Raw genomic sequence first — 17529 nt, forward strand, 5'->3', positions numbered from 1 at the left:
AGCCGGGAATATTTGCGCCGCCGGCTGGCGGCGACATCGTTTGTGAGGTTTAGCATACTATGAGTACTTATAGAGGACTGGATGCTCCTAAGAGCCCTTCGTACTACATGTTCTGGAAGGCGGCGTTTGTTGTGGTGCTGCTGGGCATGATGGGGTTTATGTGGGTTGCCTCCAGCTCCGTTGAGTATGTATGGCGGTGGAACCGCATTCCCCAGTACTTCTGGGTGGAAAAGAGTGTTGAAGTGCGTGCGGAAGAGCAGGGCACTTTGCAGGAAGTCATCAATAAAAACGGCGCCGAGTTTGTGGTGCTGGAGGACGACGGGGGCAGTCGGGTAGAGCAGCGCCTTAACGCCGGCACTTCTGTGACCCTTTCGCCCGGTGACTATGTATATATGGGCGATGTGCTTGGCTCGTACCGTATCAGTGAACCCGGGGTGCTGCTGCAGGGTCTCAAAGTCACATTTGAGGTCAGCCTGGTTTCGATTGTGTTCGGTATTCTGCTTGGTGTGCTGACCGGCCTTGCACGTATCTCGGACAACCCCGCATTGAAGTGGGGCGCCATTACATACGTCGAGTTTATCCGCGGAACGCCGCTGCTTGTTCAGATTTTTCTCTGGTATTTTGTTGCGGGTACGCTGGTGAACAATATGCTTCAGCAAGTGGGCATGGGCCCTGTTCCTGCAATGTGGTTCGGCGTGTTTGCGCTGTCCATGTTTACCGGTGCCTATGTGGGCGAGATTGTCCGTGCCGGTATCCAGTCGGTCCATCGCGGGCAGATGGAAGCCGCGCGTTCGCTGGGGCTTAACTATAATCAGGCTATGCGCAAGATTATTCTGCCTCAGGCGTTCCGCCGTATCATGCCTCCTCTGGCAGGACAGTTTATCAGCCTTATCAAAGATTCTTCGCTGCTCGGCGTAATCGCAATCCGCGATCTTACAAAGGCAACCCGTGAAGTTGTCAGCTCTTCGTTGCAGCCTTTTGAGCTGTGGATTCTGTGTGCGCTTATGTACCTGTTGCTGACATTCACACTTTCTGTTTTTGTTTCTTATCTGGAAAGTAAGGCGGTTCGATGATCAAAGCAAAAAACGTACACAAGATATTCTACACTCCTGAGCCGTTGCACGCGCTTAAGGATGTGTCTCTGGACGTGAAAGCCGGAGAAGTGGTGGTTGTCATCGGGCCTTCCGGTTCTGGTAAGTCTACCTTCCTGCGGTGTCTGAACAGGTTGGAATATGCCGATCAGGGCGAGATTACTATCGAAGGGGTTAATATTCTTGACCCTGCCTGCGATATTAACAAGATTCGTGCTGAAGTGGGCATGGTATTCCAGTCGTTTAACCTGTTTCCCCACATGACTGTGCTGGAAAACCTGACAATGGCTCAGATGACCGTGCGGGGACGTAACCGCAAGGATGCTGAAGCCAAGGGGCTGGCGCTGCTTAAGAAGGTCGGTATTTCCGACAAGCAGGGCGTATACCCCGACCAACTTTCCGGCGGTCAGCAGCAGCGTGTTGCCATTGCCCGTGCTCTGGCAATGGACCCTAAAGTCATGCTGTTTGACGAACCCACTTCCGCTCTTGACCCTGAAATGGTCGGTGAAGTGCTGGATGTTATGAAGACGCTTGCCCGTGAAGGCATGACCATGGTTGTTGTGACTCACGAAATGGGCTTTGCCCGAGAAGTGGCAGACAGGGTGGTCTTTATGGATATGGGACAGCTTATCGAGCAGGGAACCCCTGATCATTTCTTTACCAGTCCTCAGCATGAGCGTGCAAAGCTGTTCCTCAGTCAGATTCTGTAATCATGGTTTAAACAGCGTGCCGCCTCTTCGGGCGTGCCTGTTTTTATAGACCCGATGTAGGGTCGGGCGGCGGTTTCCTGGCGGGCCGTCGCCTTTTGTTTTCTGCAGTAGCTTTCTTCTTGCTACGGCGGGGCAAGTGACTTTACGATGCATCATATTGCTTGCTGCTGTACTTGGCTGATAAGGAAGTGTGTATGTTTCTAGCCTCTGCATTTGCTGATGTAATTAATTTGCTTCCTGAAATGGCTATGCTGGCCGGTGTTGCTTTGGTTCTTACTGTTACGCCGGGGCCTGATACATTTCTTGTGCTGCGTAATGCGCTGACTGGCGGCGCCGGCTGCGGCAGACAGACGGCCTGCGGAATTGCCAGCGGGCTGCTGTTTCACGCCACATTGGCGGGTCTGGGATTATCTGCTGTGCTTGTTCATTCGGCTCAGGCATATTCTTTGGTACGCTGGTGCGGTGCCGCGTATCTTGTCTGGCTGGGTATAAAAGCTCTTTACGGAGTATGGCGGGCAGGCGGACTGCGCGAAACGGTGCATGAAACTGCACGTGCGTGTACACCCGTTTCGGATGGCAACAGCGAGCAATGTGATAGCCTTGCTGGCAAATTGCCAACTTCTGGGACAAAACATAGCGCCTTTCGTGAAGGGTTGATAACAAATATTCTTAACCCTAAAGTTGCCGTGTTTTATCTGGCTGTGCTTCCTCAGGTTATGGGCGCCAGTCCGGAAGCATGGCGGGCTGTATGGTTTGCCTTTATGCATGTGGCTGTGACGATCTGCTGGTTTTTTCTGCTCAGCAAGGGATGCGGCAGAGCAGGGGCTGTGCTTCGTCCTGTGGTAATGAGGCTGCTTGATGCGCTTGCCGGCGGCCTGATGCTTGCCTTCGGTCTGCGACTGGCTTTCGATCAAGGCCGTTGATCTGAAAGTTTTATGCAACATGTTTGCAATAAACATTTTTTCGGGGTTGGGTTATGATTCAGCGTTGCGTATTTGCTTTTGCTGCTTTAACAGTCTTGCTGGTAGTTTGCGGCTGCATGACCGGTTCCGGTTCGTCCTATAGCGCAGGCAACCACACTGGTGGAAGTGCCGTTAGTTCCGACAGCCAGCGGGTACAGGTTGATGAGCGGACGCTCTATAATGCTTGCCTTGAACGTTGCCGCCGTGACGATGAACTTGCGCGAATGACAGTAAAAGGCTGTGTGCCCGGTTGCGCCATGGCCCGCGAAGATTTTTCGTTGACCGGTGATGTTTATCCTTCTGTCGAAGCCTGTGTCAGTGCGGTGCAGGACTATAGAATCGAGGAGCAGGTGCGTGATGCCAAGGCGGAATGTGATGAGCAGTTTTCGCATCTGTATCACCGGAAAGGCTGCAAAGATGCAGCGGATGCCTATTACCGGATTTTGTTTCCTGCCCTTTGTAAAGAAGCAGGCCGGACAGAATAGTGCGGGGTTTTTTATATAACGGCACATGGCACCCCGATTTTTACTTTTAAGGAGCGAGCGAATGCAGTCACCGGTTTCCTATAGCCTGACTTTGAAGGCCTCCTGTTCTGCAGGGGCTTCTGCCATAGTGTCCGCTTATCCTATAAGCAGTGACGACCCGCTACAGGGCGTATGTGCAGGAACGCTTGAATCCGCGAAAGATATTGCCACCGGAGTGCCGGTGCCTTTGCGCGTCGGAACCGTGCTTGCGGATTCTGCGGGACAGCATCTTCTGCGGATTACGGGACGTGTGCCTCTTGTCTCCGGCGCTCGCGACCATGCTGTTTATGGATATACTGTGGCATTTTCGATTGACGCGGAATGCGGTGTCTACAAAGGCGTTGCAAAGGGCTCTGGACTGACGGCAGCATGGGTGACTCTTTCTGATAAGGGCGCTGCCGGTCAGAGAGTTGATTCCAGCGGGCCGACCATCGGCGCGATGTTTCAGCAGGCTTTTGCCGAAGGGTATGTGCAGGGCTATATGCTGCCTGATGACGGCTCCGCCTTGAAAGCTCTTCTTGTCGATCTTGCCCTGACGCAAGGTTATGATTTTATTTTTACTACAGGCGGTACGGGGCTCGGGCCTCGTGACGTTACTCCTGAAGCGACTCTGACAGTTATAGAAAAGAGACTGCACGGTTTTGAACATGCCATGATGGCTGCGAGTCTGTGTAAAACTCCGCACGCTGTTATCTCGCGTGCGGTGGTCGGAACGTTAGGGCACTCAATTATTGTTAATATGCCCGGAAGCCGTAAGGCTGTTACAGAAAATTTAGAAGCCGTACTCCCTGCTCTGGCTCATGCAGTTGCCAAGCTGCAAGGCGACAAAGCGGACTGCGGCACATAACGCGATATCATGTCTCATGCGGCGGGGGCGGTATGAGAGTACGAGATGAAACATGAAATCCAGACTACAGGTTGGATTATTTCCAATGGTGTGGGCTCTTGCCAAGGCGCTGGACCTTGTAAGCAGAGAAGTTTCACACCACCATACACGTGTTGCCTGCCTTACGGACAGCATTGCTGTTGAACTGGGGCTGCCGTTGGCAGACAGGCGTAACTTGTTGCTTGCTGCCTTGCTCCATGATGCCGGTGCGCTTTCATTGCAAGGGCGGCTTGAGGCGCTTAGCTTTGAAACAGACGGGATTACGCATTCACAGGCAGGGTATGCGCTTTTAAGCCTCAGCCCGCATCTGGCTGACGTGGCGCGTTTGGTGCTTCACCATCATACCAGCTATAATCTGCTTAAAAGTATTGCTCCTGATTTGTCGCAGGCAAATATTATCAATCTTGCAGACCGGCTTGATGTGATGTTGCCCCGTAGGGGGGGCGCTGTTGAAAGCGTGGATGACGCCGTGATAAAACTGGCCGGAAATGCCGGGACAATGTTTCATCCCGACTATGTTGCAGCGTTGCGCCGCGCATCTATGCGCGGCTCATTGCACGAATGTTTTTCGTCGCCGTGGGCATTGCTCAATCGCCTTGACCCTGCGATGGCGTGTGAAACGCTTGATACGCAAGGTCTGCTGGATTTTTCTGCAGTTTTTTCCCATATCATTGACTTCCGGAGCCGCTTTACAGCTACGCATTCACGCGGAGTGGCTGCATGTGCCCGAAAACTGGGGGAGCTGAGCGGTTTTACAGAAGAAGAGCAGTTGGAAATTTATCTGGCCGGCTTGTTACACGACATTGGAAAGCTGGCTATTAGCAGTGAAATTCTGGAAAAGCCTGCAGGGTTAAGTGAAGATGAGTTTCATCGTATGAAAACCCATCCCGAGCGCACGGCAGAGGTGCTGGGCGAGATTCCGGGACTGGAACGGGTGAACCGCTGGGCGTCTCAGCATCATGAGCGTGTTGACGGCTCTGGCTATCCTCATGGCCTGAAAGGGCCGGAACTTGAGATTGGCTCGCGCATTATGGCTGTTGCGGACATTTTTACAGCTCTTTCCGAAGATAGGCCCTATCGGTCTGGTATGACGGAAGAGCAGACCCGCAGCGTGCTGACAGAGCTTTGCGAAACAGGCGCCCTTGATCCTATTGTGGCCAATCTGCTTTTTGCGAACTATGCAGCGCTGGATGCGGAGCGGCGGGGGGCACAACTGTCGGCGTTAAGCGAGTTCAAAGCTTTTTCTGAGTGGCTGGAGCAAAGAACAGCCAACGGACCAATCAATAACTTTATGGAAGAACTTCATGAATCTGTTGGGTAAATTCGGTGCGGTATGCCGCATGGTGAAGATTGAGCATTCTGTTTTTGCATTGCCTTTTGCCTATGCCGGTGCGTTTATGGCCGCTGGCGGGTGGCCCGGCTGGTACACCATGCTGGTGCTTACCGTTGCCATGGTCGCAGTTCGTTCCTTTGCCATGGCTTTTAACAGAGTAATTGACCTGCCTATTGATAAAGCGAACCCCCGTACACAGGGGCGGCCGCTTGTCACTGGTGAAATAACCCCCATGCAGACGTGGGCATTCATCGCGGTAATGGGCGTTATTTTTGTAGCGGCCTGTGCAGCTATGAACCCTTTATGCCTGCAGCTTGCCCCTGTGGCTCTGATTATGTCTGCTGTGTACAGTCTGTTCAAGCGCTTTACATGGGGGTGTCATTTCTTTTTGGGGGCGGTGCTGGGGCTTGCTCCCATTGCCGGTTCCATAGCGGTGGAGCCCGTTTTTTCCGTTGCTGTAATTCTGTTTTTCTGGGGCGTTTTGTTCTGGGTGGCCGGCTTTGATATTCTGTATTCGTGTCAGGATGAAGAGTTTGACAGAAGGTCGGGGCTTCATTCCGTTCCTGCCAGAGTGGGAGTGCGCTCTGCCCTGATAGTGTCCTCTTTCTGCCATGTGAATACATCTGTATTTTTCCTTATGGCAGGCTGGGCGGCCGGTTTCTCATGGCCTTTTTTTGCTGTGTGGGCGTTAGTGACAGCTATCTTATTTATTGAGCATAAAATTATTTCTGCAGAGGACATGAGCAGGGTAAATATGGCATTCTTTACCATGAATGGAGTAATTTCCGTGGTTGTATTCATCGGGGTGTTGCTGGGAATTTATCTGTAGCCCTTTTTACAGTTTTTCAGGCCGGAGGTGATGTATGCGGTTCAGCATGGAGCAGGAGTTTATCCGCCGCAGGGTGCAGGCCATGTACAACGAGGTGGCAGTTCCTTTGACCGGTCAGAATATAATGCTGGATGATGAAGCCAGAAAAGCCTTTGAATCTGCGCTTGAACAGATAGCGGATAATGCAAATGTTGCCAGAGGAGAGGTTGCGCGTCGCCTTTCTGAATTTATGTATTTATTAGATAGTTCACAGACAATCGTGGGGGTTCTGGCGTTGCCGGAGACAGGAAATGAATTGTTTGTGGAAGTTCCCTCAAGCCAATGGTCGTTTAGCAAGCCCGAACTCTGATAATTCCCTGCGTTTTGCCTTGAGCGAAAAGCAGGAAAAAACGTCCGCCTGTACGGATTTTCAGGATTAATATTCCGTTTTTTCCGTACTAGGCTTAAGATGAAAGGGGCTTATCAGGTTTGGCTCATTGCGTATTTACTTTGCACATAAGCTTTTTTGTAAAGCGGTGCGATATTTGCTTGGGGTAATACATGAAGCACTGTTTAGAAGGCACTGGTTCCTGTTTGGCACGGCAGAGTGGGCCGTAAGGCCGATGACGCAGCAGGTAAGGCATGAGACACTTTGCAGGCCAGCCTACTGACCGGAACAATGGTGCTGCGGGGGGCGTTATGACATACCTTACTTGGCCTTTCAGGGGCGCTTGGCAGGAGTCAGAGGGCATTCAGGACATATTTGATACCGAACTTGCAGAAGAGCGCTTTGAGCCTCCGGGGGAAGAGTTGCGTAAACTTTATGCAGGTGAGATGCTTGTCGCTATCCGTGAAGATGAAATTCATCTGCTGAGCGGGGCAGAAAAAGTGCTGGGCAGCGCAGTTGAGCGACTGGTCGAGTATATCGGAGACGGCACAGCCAGCAGAGAGTTGTATCGCAAAGTTGCTGCCCGCCTGTACAGGCATATGTACCATGTAATTACCAGTGGAGTACTGGTGCTGGTCATTGGTATTCCGCAAACCGAGCGCAAAGCCTATGTCGAAATTCCCGCGCATCTTTGGAGTATGAAGGCTGGCGGGCGGTATGTTAACTAGTTTGCAATGTAAATACTGCGCCTTTGGCATTCTTTTGACAGCCGGTGCCAAAGGCGCGTTTATTTTTTTAGATAATTATCTGGCTTAAAAACGGTTTTATGAAAGAACAGAATAAATACATGTACGAGGACGAGCCGGAAGCAAAAAGCCGGTCGCAAAAAAAGCGCGAAAGCACCGCCATGCAACGCATGGGTGAAGACTTAACCAAACTTTCTGCCTCGGCCCTGAAAGCGCTTGGGCTGCCGCCTCTTCTGGTGGAAGCTGTGCGTGAGTATCGCAGCATGACTACGCATGAGTCCCGGCGGCGCCAGATGCAGTACATCGGGCGCATGATGCGCGAAGTGGAAGACCCCGAAGGGCTTGCAGAGCGTCTGACCGCACTTGGCGAAGGTAAGCAGGCAGAGTCCGAGGCGTTTCATCATCTGGAACAGATGCGCGAACGTCTGATGAACGATGATGCAGATGCGGTGCCCGAGTTGCTTGAAAAATTTCCGGATATTGATGTTCAGCACCTGCGTCAGCTTGTGCGCAATGCCAAAAAAGAGAGGGAAAAGGCGAAAGCGCCTAAAAGCTTCCGCGCTCTTTTTCGCTATTTGCGGGATATGGAAGAAAGCGCAAAATAGAAATCATAAAAAAAGCCTGACTTGTCAGGCTTTTTTGTATGATCACTTTGTAATGCCGTATTTTTTTATTCGTGATTGCAACGTGGTCGGTCGCAATCCCAATAGTTCGGCAGCTCCTTCCGGCCCGTGAATCCGCCCGTTACAGGCAGCCAGCGCCCGTTCAATATTTTTTTTCTGCAGGCTTTCCCATTGGTCTTCGCGGATAACTTCTTGCGACAGCCGTGTAATACCGTAAGCTCCCGTCTGTGACGAGGCGGCTAGCTGCTGCATTTCTTCGGGGGGAGGCGGCTCAGGCAGTGTCTCGCCTGATATTACTCCGCCGTCTGCCATGATTACGGCACGTTCCATGACGTTTTGCAATTCCCGGACGTTGCCGGGCCAGCTGTATGCCGCAAGCTTGCGGATATTGCGGTAGGGAAGGCGCGGTTCGGGAATGCCAAGCCGTCTGCTGGCTTTCGCAATAAAGTGCCGGGCAAGAATGGGAATATCTTCCGGACGGTCGCGAAGTGGCGGGGTGTTAATGGGAAATACGCTGAGTCTGAAGTACAGATCCTGACGGAACGTACCCTTGCGTACCTCTTCAAGCAGGTCTTTGTTTGTTGCAGCCACAATGCGCACATTGACCGAGCGACTTTTCTCATCGCCGATTCGTTCAAAGGTTCCTTCCTGCAGCACTCTGAGCAGTTTTCCCTGAAGCTCCAGCGGAATTTCTCCTACCTCATCAAGAAACAAGGTTCCCCCGTCAGCAAGTTGAAAGCGCCCCGTACGATCACGCACCGCGCCTGTAAATGAACCTTTGACATGGCCGAAGAATTCACTTTCAAAGAGCTCACGCGGGATTGCAGAACAGTTAACGCGCACCAGCGGCTTATCCTGCCTCTGACTGTTAGAGTGGATGGCTTGGGCTAACAGTTCCTTACCCGTGCCCGACTCTCCCAGAAGCAATACGGTAGCATCTGTGGGGGCAACAACTTCAATCTGTTCCAGCACTTTTTTCAGCGTCGGGCTTTCGCCTACAATGTCTTCGCCCAGATTGTTGGCAGTGCTCACAGCCCTGCGAAGGTACTCATTTTCCATTTCCAGTTCACGGCGCAGACTCTGAATTTCTTCAAATGCACGCGCGTTTGCCAGTGCGGCTGCAAGGGAGTCTGCAAATATGGTGTGCATTTTTCTGTGCATACGCATGACGTCTGCCAGCTTTTCCAGCATGGGACGATCGTAGAATACCGCCATGACACCAAGCAATTCGCTTTTAAAGATCAGCGGATACGTTGCGTATGCATGAATACCTTCGTCAATCGCCCATTGGGGGCGTTGCCACTGTGAGCTGTTTTCTGCGTGGGAAGGATGCCCTGTCTGAGCGCAATGCCCGATAACCGGCTCGCTGAAAGGCACCAGAGTATACGTGCCTTCGCTGTGGCGCCATTCACGCGGATTTTGCTTGGTCCAGCCGGAGTATGCCATCAGCCGCAGGGCACGGCTGGATTTTTGCGTTTTATCAGACGTTGCCGGAGGATTCTCTAAAAACCACAAAGCACCGCTGATAACATGGGTACCTCTGTAAGCCCGCTCTGTCAGGTCTAAAAGAGCCTCGACAGAACGTTCTCTGGCCATAGCCAGCATAAGGTCCAGAAACGGTGAAATATCAAGATCATGTATGCGCGTGGGCATGCTTTCAGACATAGGAAAACCTCGCTTTCGACTATTTATCGTTACGAAATATCGTTGTCAACGAAATATCGTTAGGCTCCGAGGTGTGCTTGTGAGTTGTAACATTCTGTATTGTATCGGTTATTATCTTCTGATCGGGTTGGCACGGCTTGTGCTTTATATAGTGCAAACAGAGAACGGCTATCCGCTTTTCTCGGTGTTAGAGTCCGTGTGGTCCCTCGCTTCACGGGCTTCGATTCAGTCGCTTCATTTTGGCAAGACCCCGATGGTTCCCCCCATCGGGGTCTTGGCTTTTTATTGCCTAAGCTGTAGGGTGTCACTCTAATTATGACACCCGGGGGGAGGGTATGGATTGTTTGCAGTTGGACGATGTACAACGTGACTGGTTGCGACACAGGTTTAAGGCGGCAGATGCAGGGCATCCGGCTATTGCTGCGCTTCACCGGTCTGTTAGTGCGCTTATTGCGTCCGATGCCTCTGTTGTACGGGCAGACTGGCGTGTACCTGCTGCTGATGCTGCATACGGTATTCCCAGGCTTTGCAGCAGGGTACCTTTGCCCCCGGAACAGGATGATTGCGAAGACCTGCTTGCTTCCATTTTAGAAAATGCCCGCTTACCCGCCTTGCCTATCGTTTTTCATAAGCTTCAGCAGCAGTTGGAAGATCCGGATACTTCAGTAGATGATGTCGCATGGACCATCAGTATGGACCCGAAGCTGACCGTTTCTTTGCTCAGACTGGTAAATAGTGCCTTTTTCGGGCTGAAAGTTCATGTAGAAACCGTTTCCCGGGCAGTTGCCATACTTGGTGCCAAACGCCTTTCAGCCTTGGCCACAGGAACACTGTTGCTAGGGCTTTTTCATGAGCGTCCCCCGCAAGCCATTGATGTTGATGAATTCTGGAGGCATTCAGTTGCTTGCGGTCTGGCTGCGCGAACAATTGGAATTTGTATCGGCCGTGAAACGCCTGAACGGCTTTTCGTTGCCGGTCTGCTTCATGATATCGGGTGGCTTGCGCTATGCTGTGAAAGGCCTGACTTGGCTTGCGGCGCTCTGCGCGAGTCGGCACACAGTGGAGATATGTTGCATGAGTGCGAACAACGTGTGCTTGGGTTTGATCACGGTGTGCTGGGGTATAGATTGGCTGCAAAGTGGAATCTGCCGCCCGCAATTGCCAGTGCCATCGCGTGGCACCATGAACCGGAAAAGGCCGTAGCAGATTCTGCGAACGCTCTTCATATGGATGACGTAGATATTGTGCACTTTGCCGATCTGGTAGTGCATGCCATGGGCGCAAGCATCACTTGTGACCAGTTTGTACCGCGACTTGACCCGCAAAGCTGGGAGCGGCTGGGTATGGCTCCGGAACATGTTGGAATGGTGGTACATGCCGTTGCTACTGAGCTTGAAATGACTCTTGAGTTGTTACGCGCAGAAGCTGCATAGTGCCGATTTATTCCGGTATGTTGTATACTGGCAGAAACGCAGATGTCTAACGGCGTAAAAGGGCTCAGGAATTTTATCAGCCATGTAAGGGGAGCGTTTTGCCCGGGCTGCGTTACGAGTAACGCTTTTTTTATGCCTTGCCGCAAATTTTTTCACGGCAAACTTTCAATTTTTCGGACCTGCTTTTATGGAAGCGGGCTTTTTTTAAATGTACAGATAGTCCGCCGGAAAAGAAACAATGTAAATTGAAGGCTGGCAGGAATGCCTGAAACACTATGCCGTGTGTTTTACTATGATACTGAGCGCTTCTGTTAAGGGAAGCCACGCGGCTTTTTCGCGTGCCTGCATGCGTATGAAGTTTGCGGGCATACCGGGTATGTTATCGCACAATCGCACGAGCATACCTTGCTTAAGCAGCTTCTGATAGACAACTTTACCTGATAAATGCGCGTTTAGTCCGGCTGTGACAAAGTTCGCCCCTTCAAAAATGTTGCCGTCGGCAAATGCGCCACTTTGTTGCAGGGCTTTTGCAAATTCTCGTTTTTCTTTTCTCATTTCCGGCAGCCGACTGCGGTATTCGTCGATGCGGTCAATAAATGCCATGCCTGCCTGTTGCGCAATTTCCCATACCGACCATGGCGTTTTGCTGGGCTCCATGCGGCTGATTGTTTCTGCGTCAGAATGGCAGTAGCCCAGCCTGATGCCGGTGCAATAAAAAAACTTGGTCATGCTGCGTAAGGAAATGATCCGGCTTTCCGGCGCTGCATAACTTTGGTAAGCCTGCATCTCATGCTGAACATAGGCGTTGGTCCCCCACAGAAAATCAAGATAGCTGTTGTCGATAAGAATGTAAGGACTGCGGAGTTCGCCTATCAGCCGTGCAATATCAGAATAAGCTGTGCAGGCAGGGTTGTTCGGAGTGCAAAGAATAGCCATGTCCGGCTGGTACGTTGCCACCATCTGCCGGATCGCCAGCATATCTGCCTCTGTTACATCAAAACCGCTTTCCGGCGTGGGTGAGAACAGCTTATAGCCAATCCCGAATGCGTCACAGGCTCGGGCATATTCTGAAAAAATCGGTGCGACCATCAGCACCCGTGCAGGGCGTAATGTCTGAAGCGCAAGGTAGATAAGCTCGGACGAACCGTTGCCTGCCAGAATCTGTTCCGCGTCGGCATGTTCGTGTCGGGCAATCCGCTGACGGAGCGCTGTACAGTCGCTATCGGGGTAGCGTTGATACGTTAACGGCAGAGAATCCAGAACAGAACGCGTCAGGTCGTCGCAAAGCGAGTTGGCATTGCTGCTGAAGTCCAGAATAGACTCGGGAGCAACTCCCAGTAGTTGAGCGAGGCGGATGACCTCCCCCCCGTGCGTCCCGTGGCTGTTTGTCTGCGTTTTGTTGGTTATCATCAGTGCTGTTCCGGCTGTGGTGGGCGTTCTCAGGCTCTCTTGTTCTGCCTGCTCAGCGATACGTTTCAGCCTTGGTTACCTGATTCTGAAGGCTGCCGGAAGCTGAACGGAGCGGGAGTTTTTACTGCAAAAAACTATGTGCTTTTGCCACAGGGGTCGTTTTGCATACATAGGCTTGCCTTAGGTCAGCATCAAATCTCCGCAGGCTTCTGTTGCACATGAACTGGCTACTGTTAATTATCCGGCAATCCGCGCCTTTTAAGCTGCTGCCGGTAAATGTTTTCAATAATCTCAACTCTGCGTTCCATATCATATTGCGGTGCTAGAGCACGGCTGGCTGCAGCCCATGTTTCGCGTTGTTTCGGGGTGTTGTGTATGCCGCGCAGTGCGCAGGACATGGCATCGGAGTCTGAAGCGGGAATGAGAATGCCGTTACCTTGTACAAGTTCAGGTACACCTCCCACACGTGTGGCTATGGCAGGTAGCCCCATGCGTATAGCTTCCATCAAGGTATTAGGCATTGATTCGGTTAGTGAAGGCAGGACAAAGACATCCATAAGCTGTAAATAGTCTGCGACACATTCTGTCTTTCCCACCAGTTTGACAGCATTGCTGATGCCAAGCTCGTCACATAGCGGTTGCCATTTTTTCGGAGTCACTCCAATGACAATGCACTTTGCATCGGTTAGTTGTGCCTGAGCAAAGCCGCGCAGTAAAATTTCTGTTCCTTTAATGGGATTGTCACCTGCCACAGTGCCGTAGACTATATCGGTTGCTGCAATAGACAGCCCCATAGTTTCTGCAGCCTGTTCCGCAGATTGTTGCGGAGTGCTGCGGTCATGCGGGATGCCGTTGTAAACAACCTTGATACGTGAGCTGCCAAGGCAATACCAGCGCAGAACATCGGCGCATGCCTTGGAGTTGACAATAAATGCCGAAATTCCGGGCGAAAGATAGGGCAGGGGATTGCCGGGACGGTAAACAACGCCTCTGTGACCGATGCATACAACGTTACGTCTGCGCCAGAGAACCCCCCACCATGCTGCCTTTTTTACTGCTTTGTTATGAAATGCATGGAAGATGGCAGGCTGGCCATCCGTTCCGACGGGGGGAAGCGCCTCTTCAACGGCTTTGCGCCACTTCTTTTTATCTTTGGGCAAGTCTCCCCAGTTCATATCCGGATCAAGCTCACGCAGAGCGGCTTTGGTTTCCGTAAAAAAAGTAACGTCATGCCCGCGGGCCTTAAGTCCTTGAGCAAGGTATAATGCCTGACGGGAACCGCCGCTTTTATTTGTAGAAGAAGTTGCCAGAATGATACGCATTATGCAGATGTTCCAGATATCAGGTTGTTAAAGAAAGCTTCCAGCTTCGGAGCCTGCGTTTGCATGGAAAAGCTGGTACGGCATTTTTCCCACGCTGCTTTAGAAAGAACATGCAACTGAGTCGGGTCTGTCTGAAGCAACATTTCAAGAGTCTGTTCAAGGCGGGTCTGGAAATTTGCATGAGGCAACAACATGCCTGCAGCCTCCTGTGGCCAGACCTCGTTTATGCCGCCTATGTCGCGCGCCACGGGGATAAGGCCTTGCGCCATGGCCTCCAGTAGTGTGTTGGGCAGTCCTTCGCTAAGAGAGGGGAGAATGAATACGTCGCCCAGTGCAAGAACGGCAGTAACGTTCTGGGTAAAGCCGTGCCATGTGATGTTATCTTGCAGCCCCAATGCGGCACACTGTGCTTTCAGGTCTTCCTGTTGTGTGCCTTTGCCCGCAACATGCCAGTGAAAGTTGTGGCCTTTGGCCTTAAGCCGCGCCAGTATCTGAAGTACATCTATATGACCTTTGTCTGCATTAAGCTGGCTGGTGGTCACAAATGTCAGCGGGTGCTTTTCGTCATGATGCTTCAGCACCGGAGCATTTTGTGCCGGTTTTTTTGCAGAAAGGATGACCGTTGAATCCTTTTTGTCGATAAACGGCAGCATCTGCAGCATGCCGCTGCGGATATATTCGCACGGGCACAGGTAATGCGGCTTGATCAGCTTGTGTACAGTGCGCACCTTCCAGTGGTTGCGCATATCGCGAGGCAGACCGATGCGGTGCGCAACAGGGATGCCGTATATAGCTGCAGCAATTCCGGCTGTACGCACATCCCGCCCTACATTGACCAGCACGGCGTCAGTACGATTTTTTTTGAAAAATGAAATAAAGCGGCTGATGGCAACGGGGTTGAAATCCGGCCCGAAGGAAACTGCGTGTGCAGGAAGACCCATGGCTGTGGCGCGTTCAACAAAAGGTCCGGGACGACCGAATATGTGAACTTCGTGGCCGCGTTGCTGCAACGCTGCGGCAAATTCCACTGTCCAGGTTTTTACGCCGCCCCAGCCTTTGGAGCTGTTAAAAAAAGCTAATCGCATGTATCTGATTGTATCCGGTGCTGATGCTGTTTCAGCATTTTTATGGCAAACGTGGCTGCGCCATAGCCGTTGTCGATGTTCGTTACGGTAACACCTGCTGCGCAGCTGTTAAGCATGGCCAGTAATGCGGCAATGCCTCCTGTACCGGTCCCATATCCTACAGAGGTCGGAACCGCTACCAGAGGTGCGCTGATGAAGCCTGCCAGAACGCTGGGCAACGCTCCTTCCATTCCGGCGCAGGCAATGACAACCCGCGTGTCAGCCAGTGCAGGCAGGTGGGGCTTCAGTCTGTGTAGACCGGCAACCCCCACATCGCATATGAGTCCGGCGTTGATGCCGGAAAAACGTAACGTCCCCAGTGCCTCCAGCGCGGTGCGCATGTCGGCTGTGCCGGCAGTTACAACAAGTGCTTCGCCGTTAAGGGGCCACGGCGGTGTAAGGTTTAATGGTCTGCCCAGTGAAAAAAGACCCGCCTGCGGCCAGAATTCTCCCGCAGGATGGCAGCGGGAAAGTAAACGACCTTGCTCCGGTGTGCAACGTGTAACTAGCACTGCGCCGTTTTGTCTATAAATTGAGTTTGTTGCTTCTGCTAGCCGGTCGTCGTCTTTGCCTTGCGCGAAGACTGTTTCACCCATGCCGGTACGTAGCAGACGGTGATGGTCGGGGCTTATGCCATCAAGAATTTCACTGAACGGGCCGATGGATAGTTGTTCCATGGCTTGTTGCGGTGTAACGTTTCCCGAGGCAACCGACTGCAGCAGGGTTGCGAGAGTCTTTACGCTGCATTTTGTCATGGCACTCCTTGCCGGGGCAGTGTTTTTTTCTGCTGCCACCGCTGGTTACGGTACCGTACAAAGCACCATGTGAAAAGCTATTGAATTCATGGTAAAACAGTTTTTTGCGTATCCCGTTGATTTGTGGCATTGTAGTGCATTGGGGCATTGCAACCAGTTGTTGTTATGGGTATTGATATAAGCATGTCATCAAGGCGTATTCTGTTTCTAGCACCGGCTCAGTCCGTCACGCGTATTTTTCCCCAGCTGAAAGAAGCCGGTTATGAAGTGGGCATTGCCGAAAACCTTAAAGGTGCTTCGGCGTTTATCCGCAAGTCCGGTCCGGCTGTTATTTTTTCACGCCCTCAGCTTCCCGGCTACAAGGTCGAAGACCTTCTGTCGGTCAGTGCGGACGATTCTTCTTTTCCTCCTGTCATTGTTTTTACGGATAAGGGTTCTGCCGATGAGGCAGAGCGTTACCTTGGCCTTGGAGCACAGGATTACTGGCTTGAGCCGCTGGTGTTTGAAAAAGTAAAGGCCGCTGTGCCTTCTGCACCACGTGCTGCCGTTGTCGCGCCAGTCAGCTCTACGTTGGGGGGACGGACACCTGAGCCTCAGGGAGAGGGCTCCCGGATTATCGGCTCGCATCCGGCAATATCCCGGGTGCTTGCGCTGGCAAAGCAGGTTGCGCCTTCGCGCGCGACTGTGCTTATTTCAGGCGAATCCGGTACCGGTAAGGAAATGTTCGCCCGCTTCCTGCATCGCAACAGCGACAGAGCAGATAAGCCTTTTGTTGCCGTGAACTGCGCGGCGTTACCGGAACACCTGCTGGAAAGCGAACTTTTTGGCCATGAAAAAGGCTCGTTCACCGGTGCCATTGCTCGCAAGCTGGGTAAATTTGAACTGGCTGATGGCGGTACCATTCTGCTGGATGAAATTTCCGAGATGGATCTTGGCTTGCAAGCCAAGCTGCTGCGAGTTTTGCAGGAAAGTGAAGTGGACAGAGTAGGCGGGACGGAAACCATTAAGGTTGACGTACGGGTACTTGCAACCACCAACCGCTCTCTTGAAGACTGGGTTAAAGAAGGCAAGTTCCGTCAGGATTTGTATTTCCGGCTTAACGTGATTCCTTTACGCCTGCCCTCACTGCGGGAGCGGGGTGACGATATCCTGCGGCTGGCTAACTTTTTTGTAGATATGTATGTGCGCGACTACGGGCTTAAGCAGTTAGACTTTGCCGCAGAAGCTGTGGAATGGCTTTCCGGCTATGAATGGCCCGGCAACGTACGAGAATTGCAGAACTTGATGGAACGCGCCACCTTGCTTGCCGGTAAAGGGCCGATTACCGTTGCACATTTTCTACTTGATCCGGACAGCTGGCCTGTTTTTGCAGAAGGCGAAGCGGACGATGCGGAAGATGGATCAGCCTTCAGTTCCGGTGAAGATGGTGGTGAAAATCCGTTCAGCGGGGGTGTTATTCCCTTGCACGAAATGGAACGCATCATGATTCTGAAAGGGCTTGAACAGACATCCGGTAACAGAACCATGGCAGCGGACCTGCTGGGCATCTCTGTGCGGACCCTAAGGAACAAGCTGAACGAGTACCGTAGCGCAGGGCTGGAAATTCCTTAGTCTGTGTTTTTTGAAATTTCAGGCAGTGCGCCTTTATGCGTCTGCCTACACCCGTGTTGCTTCGGGTTGCAAGCCGCCGTTCTGGCGGTTTGCGTGTGTATCGTACGTACAACCGTGTGCCGTCAATGCCACGGTAGC

At 52.1% G+C, this 17529-nt stretch carries 17 protein-coding genes; 12 read left to right on the forward strand and 5 right to left on the reverse strand.

The annotated features are described in order from the left end of the window. Positions 1 to 59: 59 nt before the first annotated feature. The 10 genes from ACK5LI_RS12125 (at position 60) to yjgA (ending at position 8053) form a co-directional block, all read left to right on the forward strand. Positions 60 to 1073 (forward strand): ABC transporter permease subunit, encoded by a 1014-nt coding sequence (locus ACK5LI_RS12125; protein ID WP_416949665.1) that lies wholly within the window; start codon positions 60 to 62, stop codon positions 1071 to 1073. Beyond that, positions 1070 to 1801, forward strand: a complete 732-nt coding sequence (locus tag ACK5LI_RS12130; protein ID WP_416949667.1) for an amino acid ABC transporter ATP-binding protein — start codon at positions 1070 to 1072, stop codon at positions 1799 to 1801. Before ACK5LI_RS12125 ends, ACK5LI_RS12130 begins: the two co-directional genes overlap by 4 nt. A 194-nt stretch (positions 1802 to 1995) precedes the next feature. After that, complete coding sequence (locus ACK5LI_RS12135) at positions 1996 to 2724, forward strand: LysE family translocator (protein ID WP_416949669.1); 729 nt, start codon at positions 1996 to 1998, stop codon at positions 2722 to 2724. Between the two features lie 53 nt (positions 2725 to 2777). Continuing rightward, positions 2778 to 3248, forward strand: a complete 471-nt coding sequence (locus ACK5LI_RS12140; RefSeq protein ID WP_416949671.1) for a hypothetical protein — start codon at positions 2778 to 2780, stop codon at positions 3246 to 3248. A gap of 61 nt (positions 3249 to 3309) precedes the next feature. After that, positions 3310 to 4134, forward strand: a complete 825-nt coding sequence (locus ACK5LI_RS12145; RefSeq protein WP_416949673.1) for a MogA/MoaB family molybdenum cofactor biosynthesis protein — start codon at positions 3310 to 3312, stop codon at positions 4132 to 4134. 52 nt (positions 4135 to 4186) lie between these two features. Beyond that, positions 4187 to 5494: an HD-GYP domain-containing protein gene (locus ACK5LI_RS12150; RefSeq protein WP_416949675.1), complete on the forward strand. Its 1308-nt coding sequence runs from the start codon at positions 4187 to 4189 to the stop codon at positions 5492 to 5494. Next, positions 5478 to 6335, forward strand: a complete 858-nt coding sequence (locus ACK5LI_RS12155) for a 4-hydroxybenzoate octaprenyltransferase (protein ID WP_416949677.1) — start codon at positions 5478 to 5480, stop codon at positions 6333 to 6335. Before ACK5LI_RS12150 ends, ACK5LI_RS12155 begins: the two co-directional genes overlap by 17 nt. Positions 6336 to 6369: 34 nt before the next feature. After that, positions 6370 to 6684 (forward strand): hypothetical protein, encoded by a 315-nt coding sequence (locus tag ACK5LI_RS12160; RefSeq protein WP_416949679.1) that lies wholly within the window; start codon positions 6370 to 6372, stop codon positions 6682 to 6684. Between the two features lie 329 nt (positions 6685 to 7013). Then, entirely contained in the window at positions 7014 to 7430 is a 417-nt protein-coding gene (locus ACK5LI_RS12165) for a hypothetical protein (RefSeq protein ID WP_416949681.1), read from the forward strand. A 98-nt stretch (positions 7431 to 7528) separates the two neighbouring features. Further along, positions 7529 to 8053, forward strand: a complete 525-nt coding sequence (yjgA, locus tag ACK5LI_RS12170) for a ribosome biogenesis factor YjgA (protein ID WP_416949683.1) — start codon at positions 7529 to 7531, stop codon at positions 8051 to 8053. A gap of 42 nt (positions 8054 to 8095) precedes the next feature. On the opposite strand, the gene ACK5LI_RS12175 is transcribed toward yjgA, so the two are convergent. Further along, positions 8096 to 9736 (reverse strand): sigma 54-interacting transcriptional regulator, encoded by a 1641-nt coding sequence (locus ACK5LI_RS12175; RefSeq protein ID WP_416949685.1) that lies wholly within the window; start codon positions 9734 to 9736, stop codon positions 8096 to 8098. 335 nt (positions 9737 to 10071) lie between these two features. Here ACK5LI_RS12175 and ACK5LI_RS12180 point away from each other — a divergent pair, with 335 nt between their 5' ends. After that, the gene (locus ACK5LI_RS12180) at positions 10072 to 11169 is read left to right on the forward strand and encodes an HDOD domain-containing protein (protein ID WP_416949687.1); all 1098 of its coding nucleotides are present in this window, start codon (positions 10072 to 10074) and stop codon (positions 11167 to 11169) included. 273 nt (positions 11170 to 11442) lie between these two features. Here the strand turns inward: ACK5LI_RS12180 and ACK5LI_RS12185 are convergent, their stop codons facing one another. The 4 genes from ACK5LI_RS12185 to larB all read right to left on the reverse strand — a co-directional run bounded on the left by ACK5LI_RS12185 (position 11443) and on the right by larB (position 15780). Further along, on the reverse strand, positions 11443 to 12579 hold the full coding sequence (locus ACK5LI_RS12185) for a pyridoxal phosphate-dependent aminotransferase (RefSeq protein ID WP_416949689.1): 1137 nt from the start codon (positions 12577 to 12579) through the stop codon (positions 11443 to 11445). 233 nt (positions 12580 to 12812) lie between these two features. After that, a complete protein-coding gene (locus tag ACK5LI_RS12190; RefSeq protein ID WP_416949691.1) occupies positions 12813 to 13901 on the reverse strand; it encodes a glycosyltransferase family 4 protein in 1089 nt (362 codons plus the stop codon). Next, entirely contained in the window at positions 13901 to 14986 is a 1086-nt protein-coding gene (locus ACK5LI_RS12195; RefSeq protein WP_416949693.1) for a glycosyltransferase, read from the reverse strand. Before ACK5LI_RS12195 ends, ACK5LI_RS12190 begins: the two co-directional genes overlap by 1 nt. Next, the gene (gene larB / locus ACK5LI_RS12200; RefSeq protein ID WP_416949695.1) at positions 14977 to 15780 is read right to left on the reverse strand and encodes a nickel pincer cofactor biosynthesis protein LarB; all 804 of its coding nucleotides are present in this window, start codon (positions 15778 to 15780) and stop codon (positions 14977 to 14979) included. The genes ACK5LI_RS12195 and larB overlap by 10 nt, the downstream gene beginning before the upstream one ends. Before the next feature lie 183 nt (positions 15781 to 15963). Here larB and ACK5LI_RS12205 point away from each other — a divergent pair, with 183 nt between their 5' ends. After that, entirely contained in the window at positions 15964 to 17391 is a 1428-nt protein-coding gene (locus ACK5LI_RS12205; protein WP_416949722.1) for a sigma 54-interacting transcriptional regulator, read from the forward strand. The last annotated feature ends 138 nt before the right edge of the window (positions 17392 to 17529 follow it).

The organism is Oleidesulfovibrio sp., from assembly GCF_047973035.1.
GTDB lineage: Bacteria > Desulfobacterota > Desulfovibrionia > Desulfovibrionales > Desulfovibrionaceae > Oleidesulfovibrio.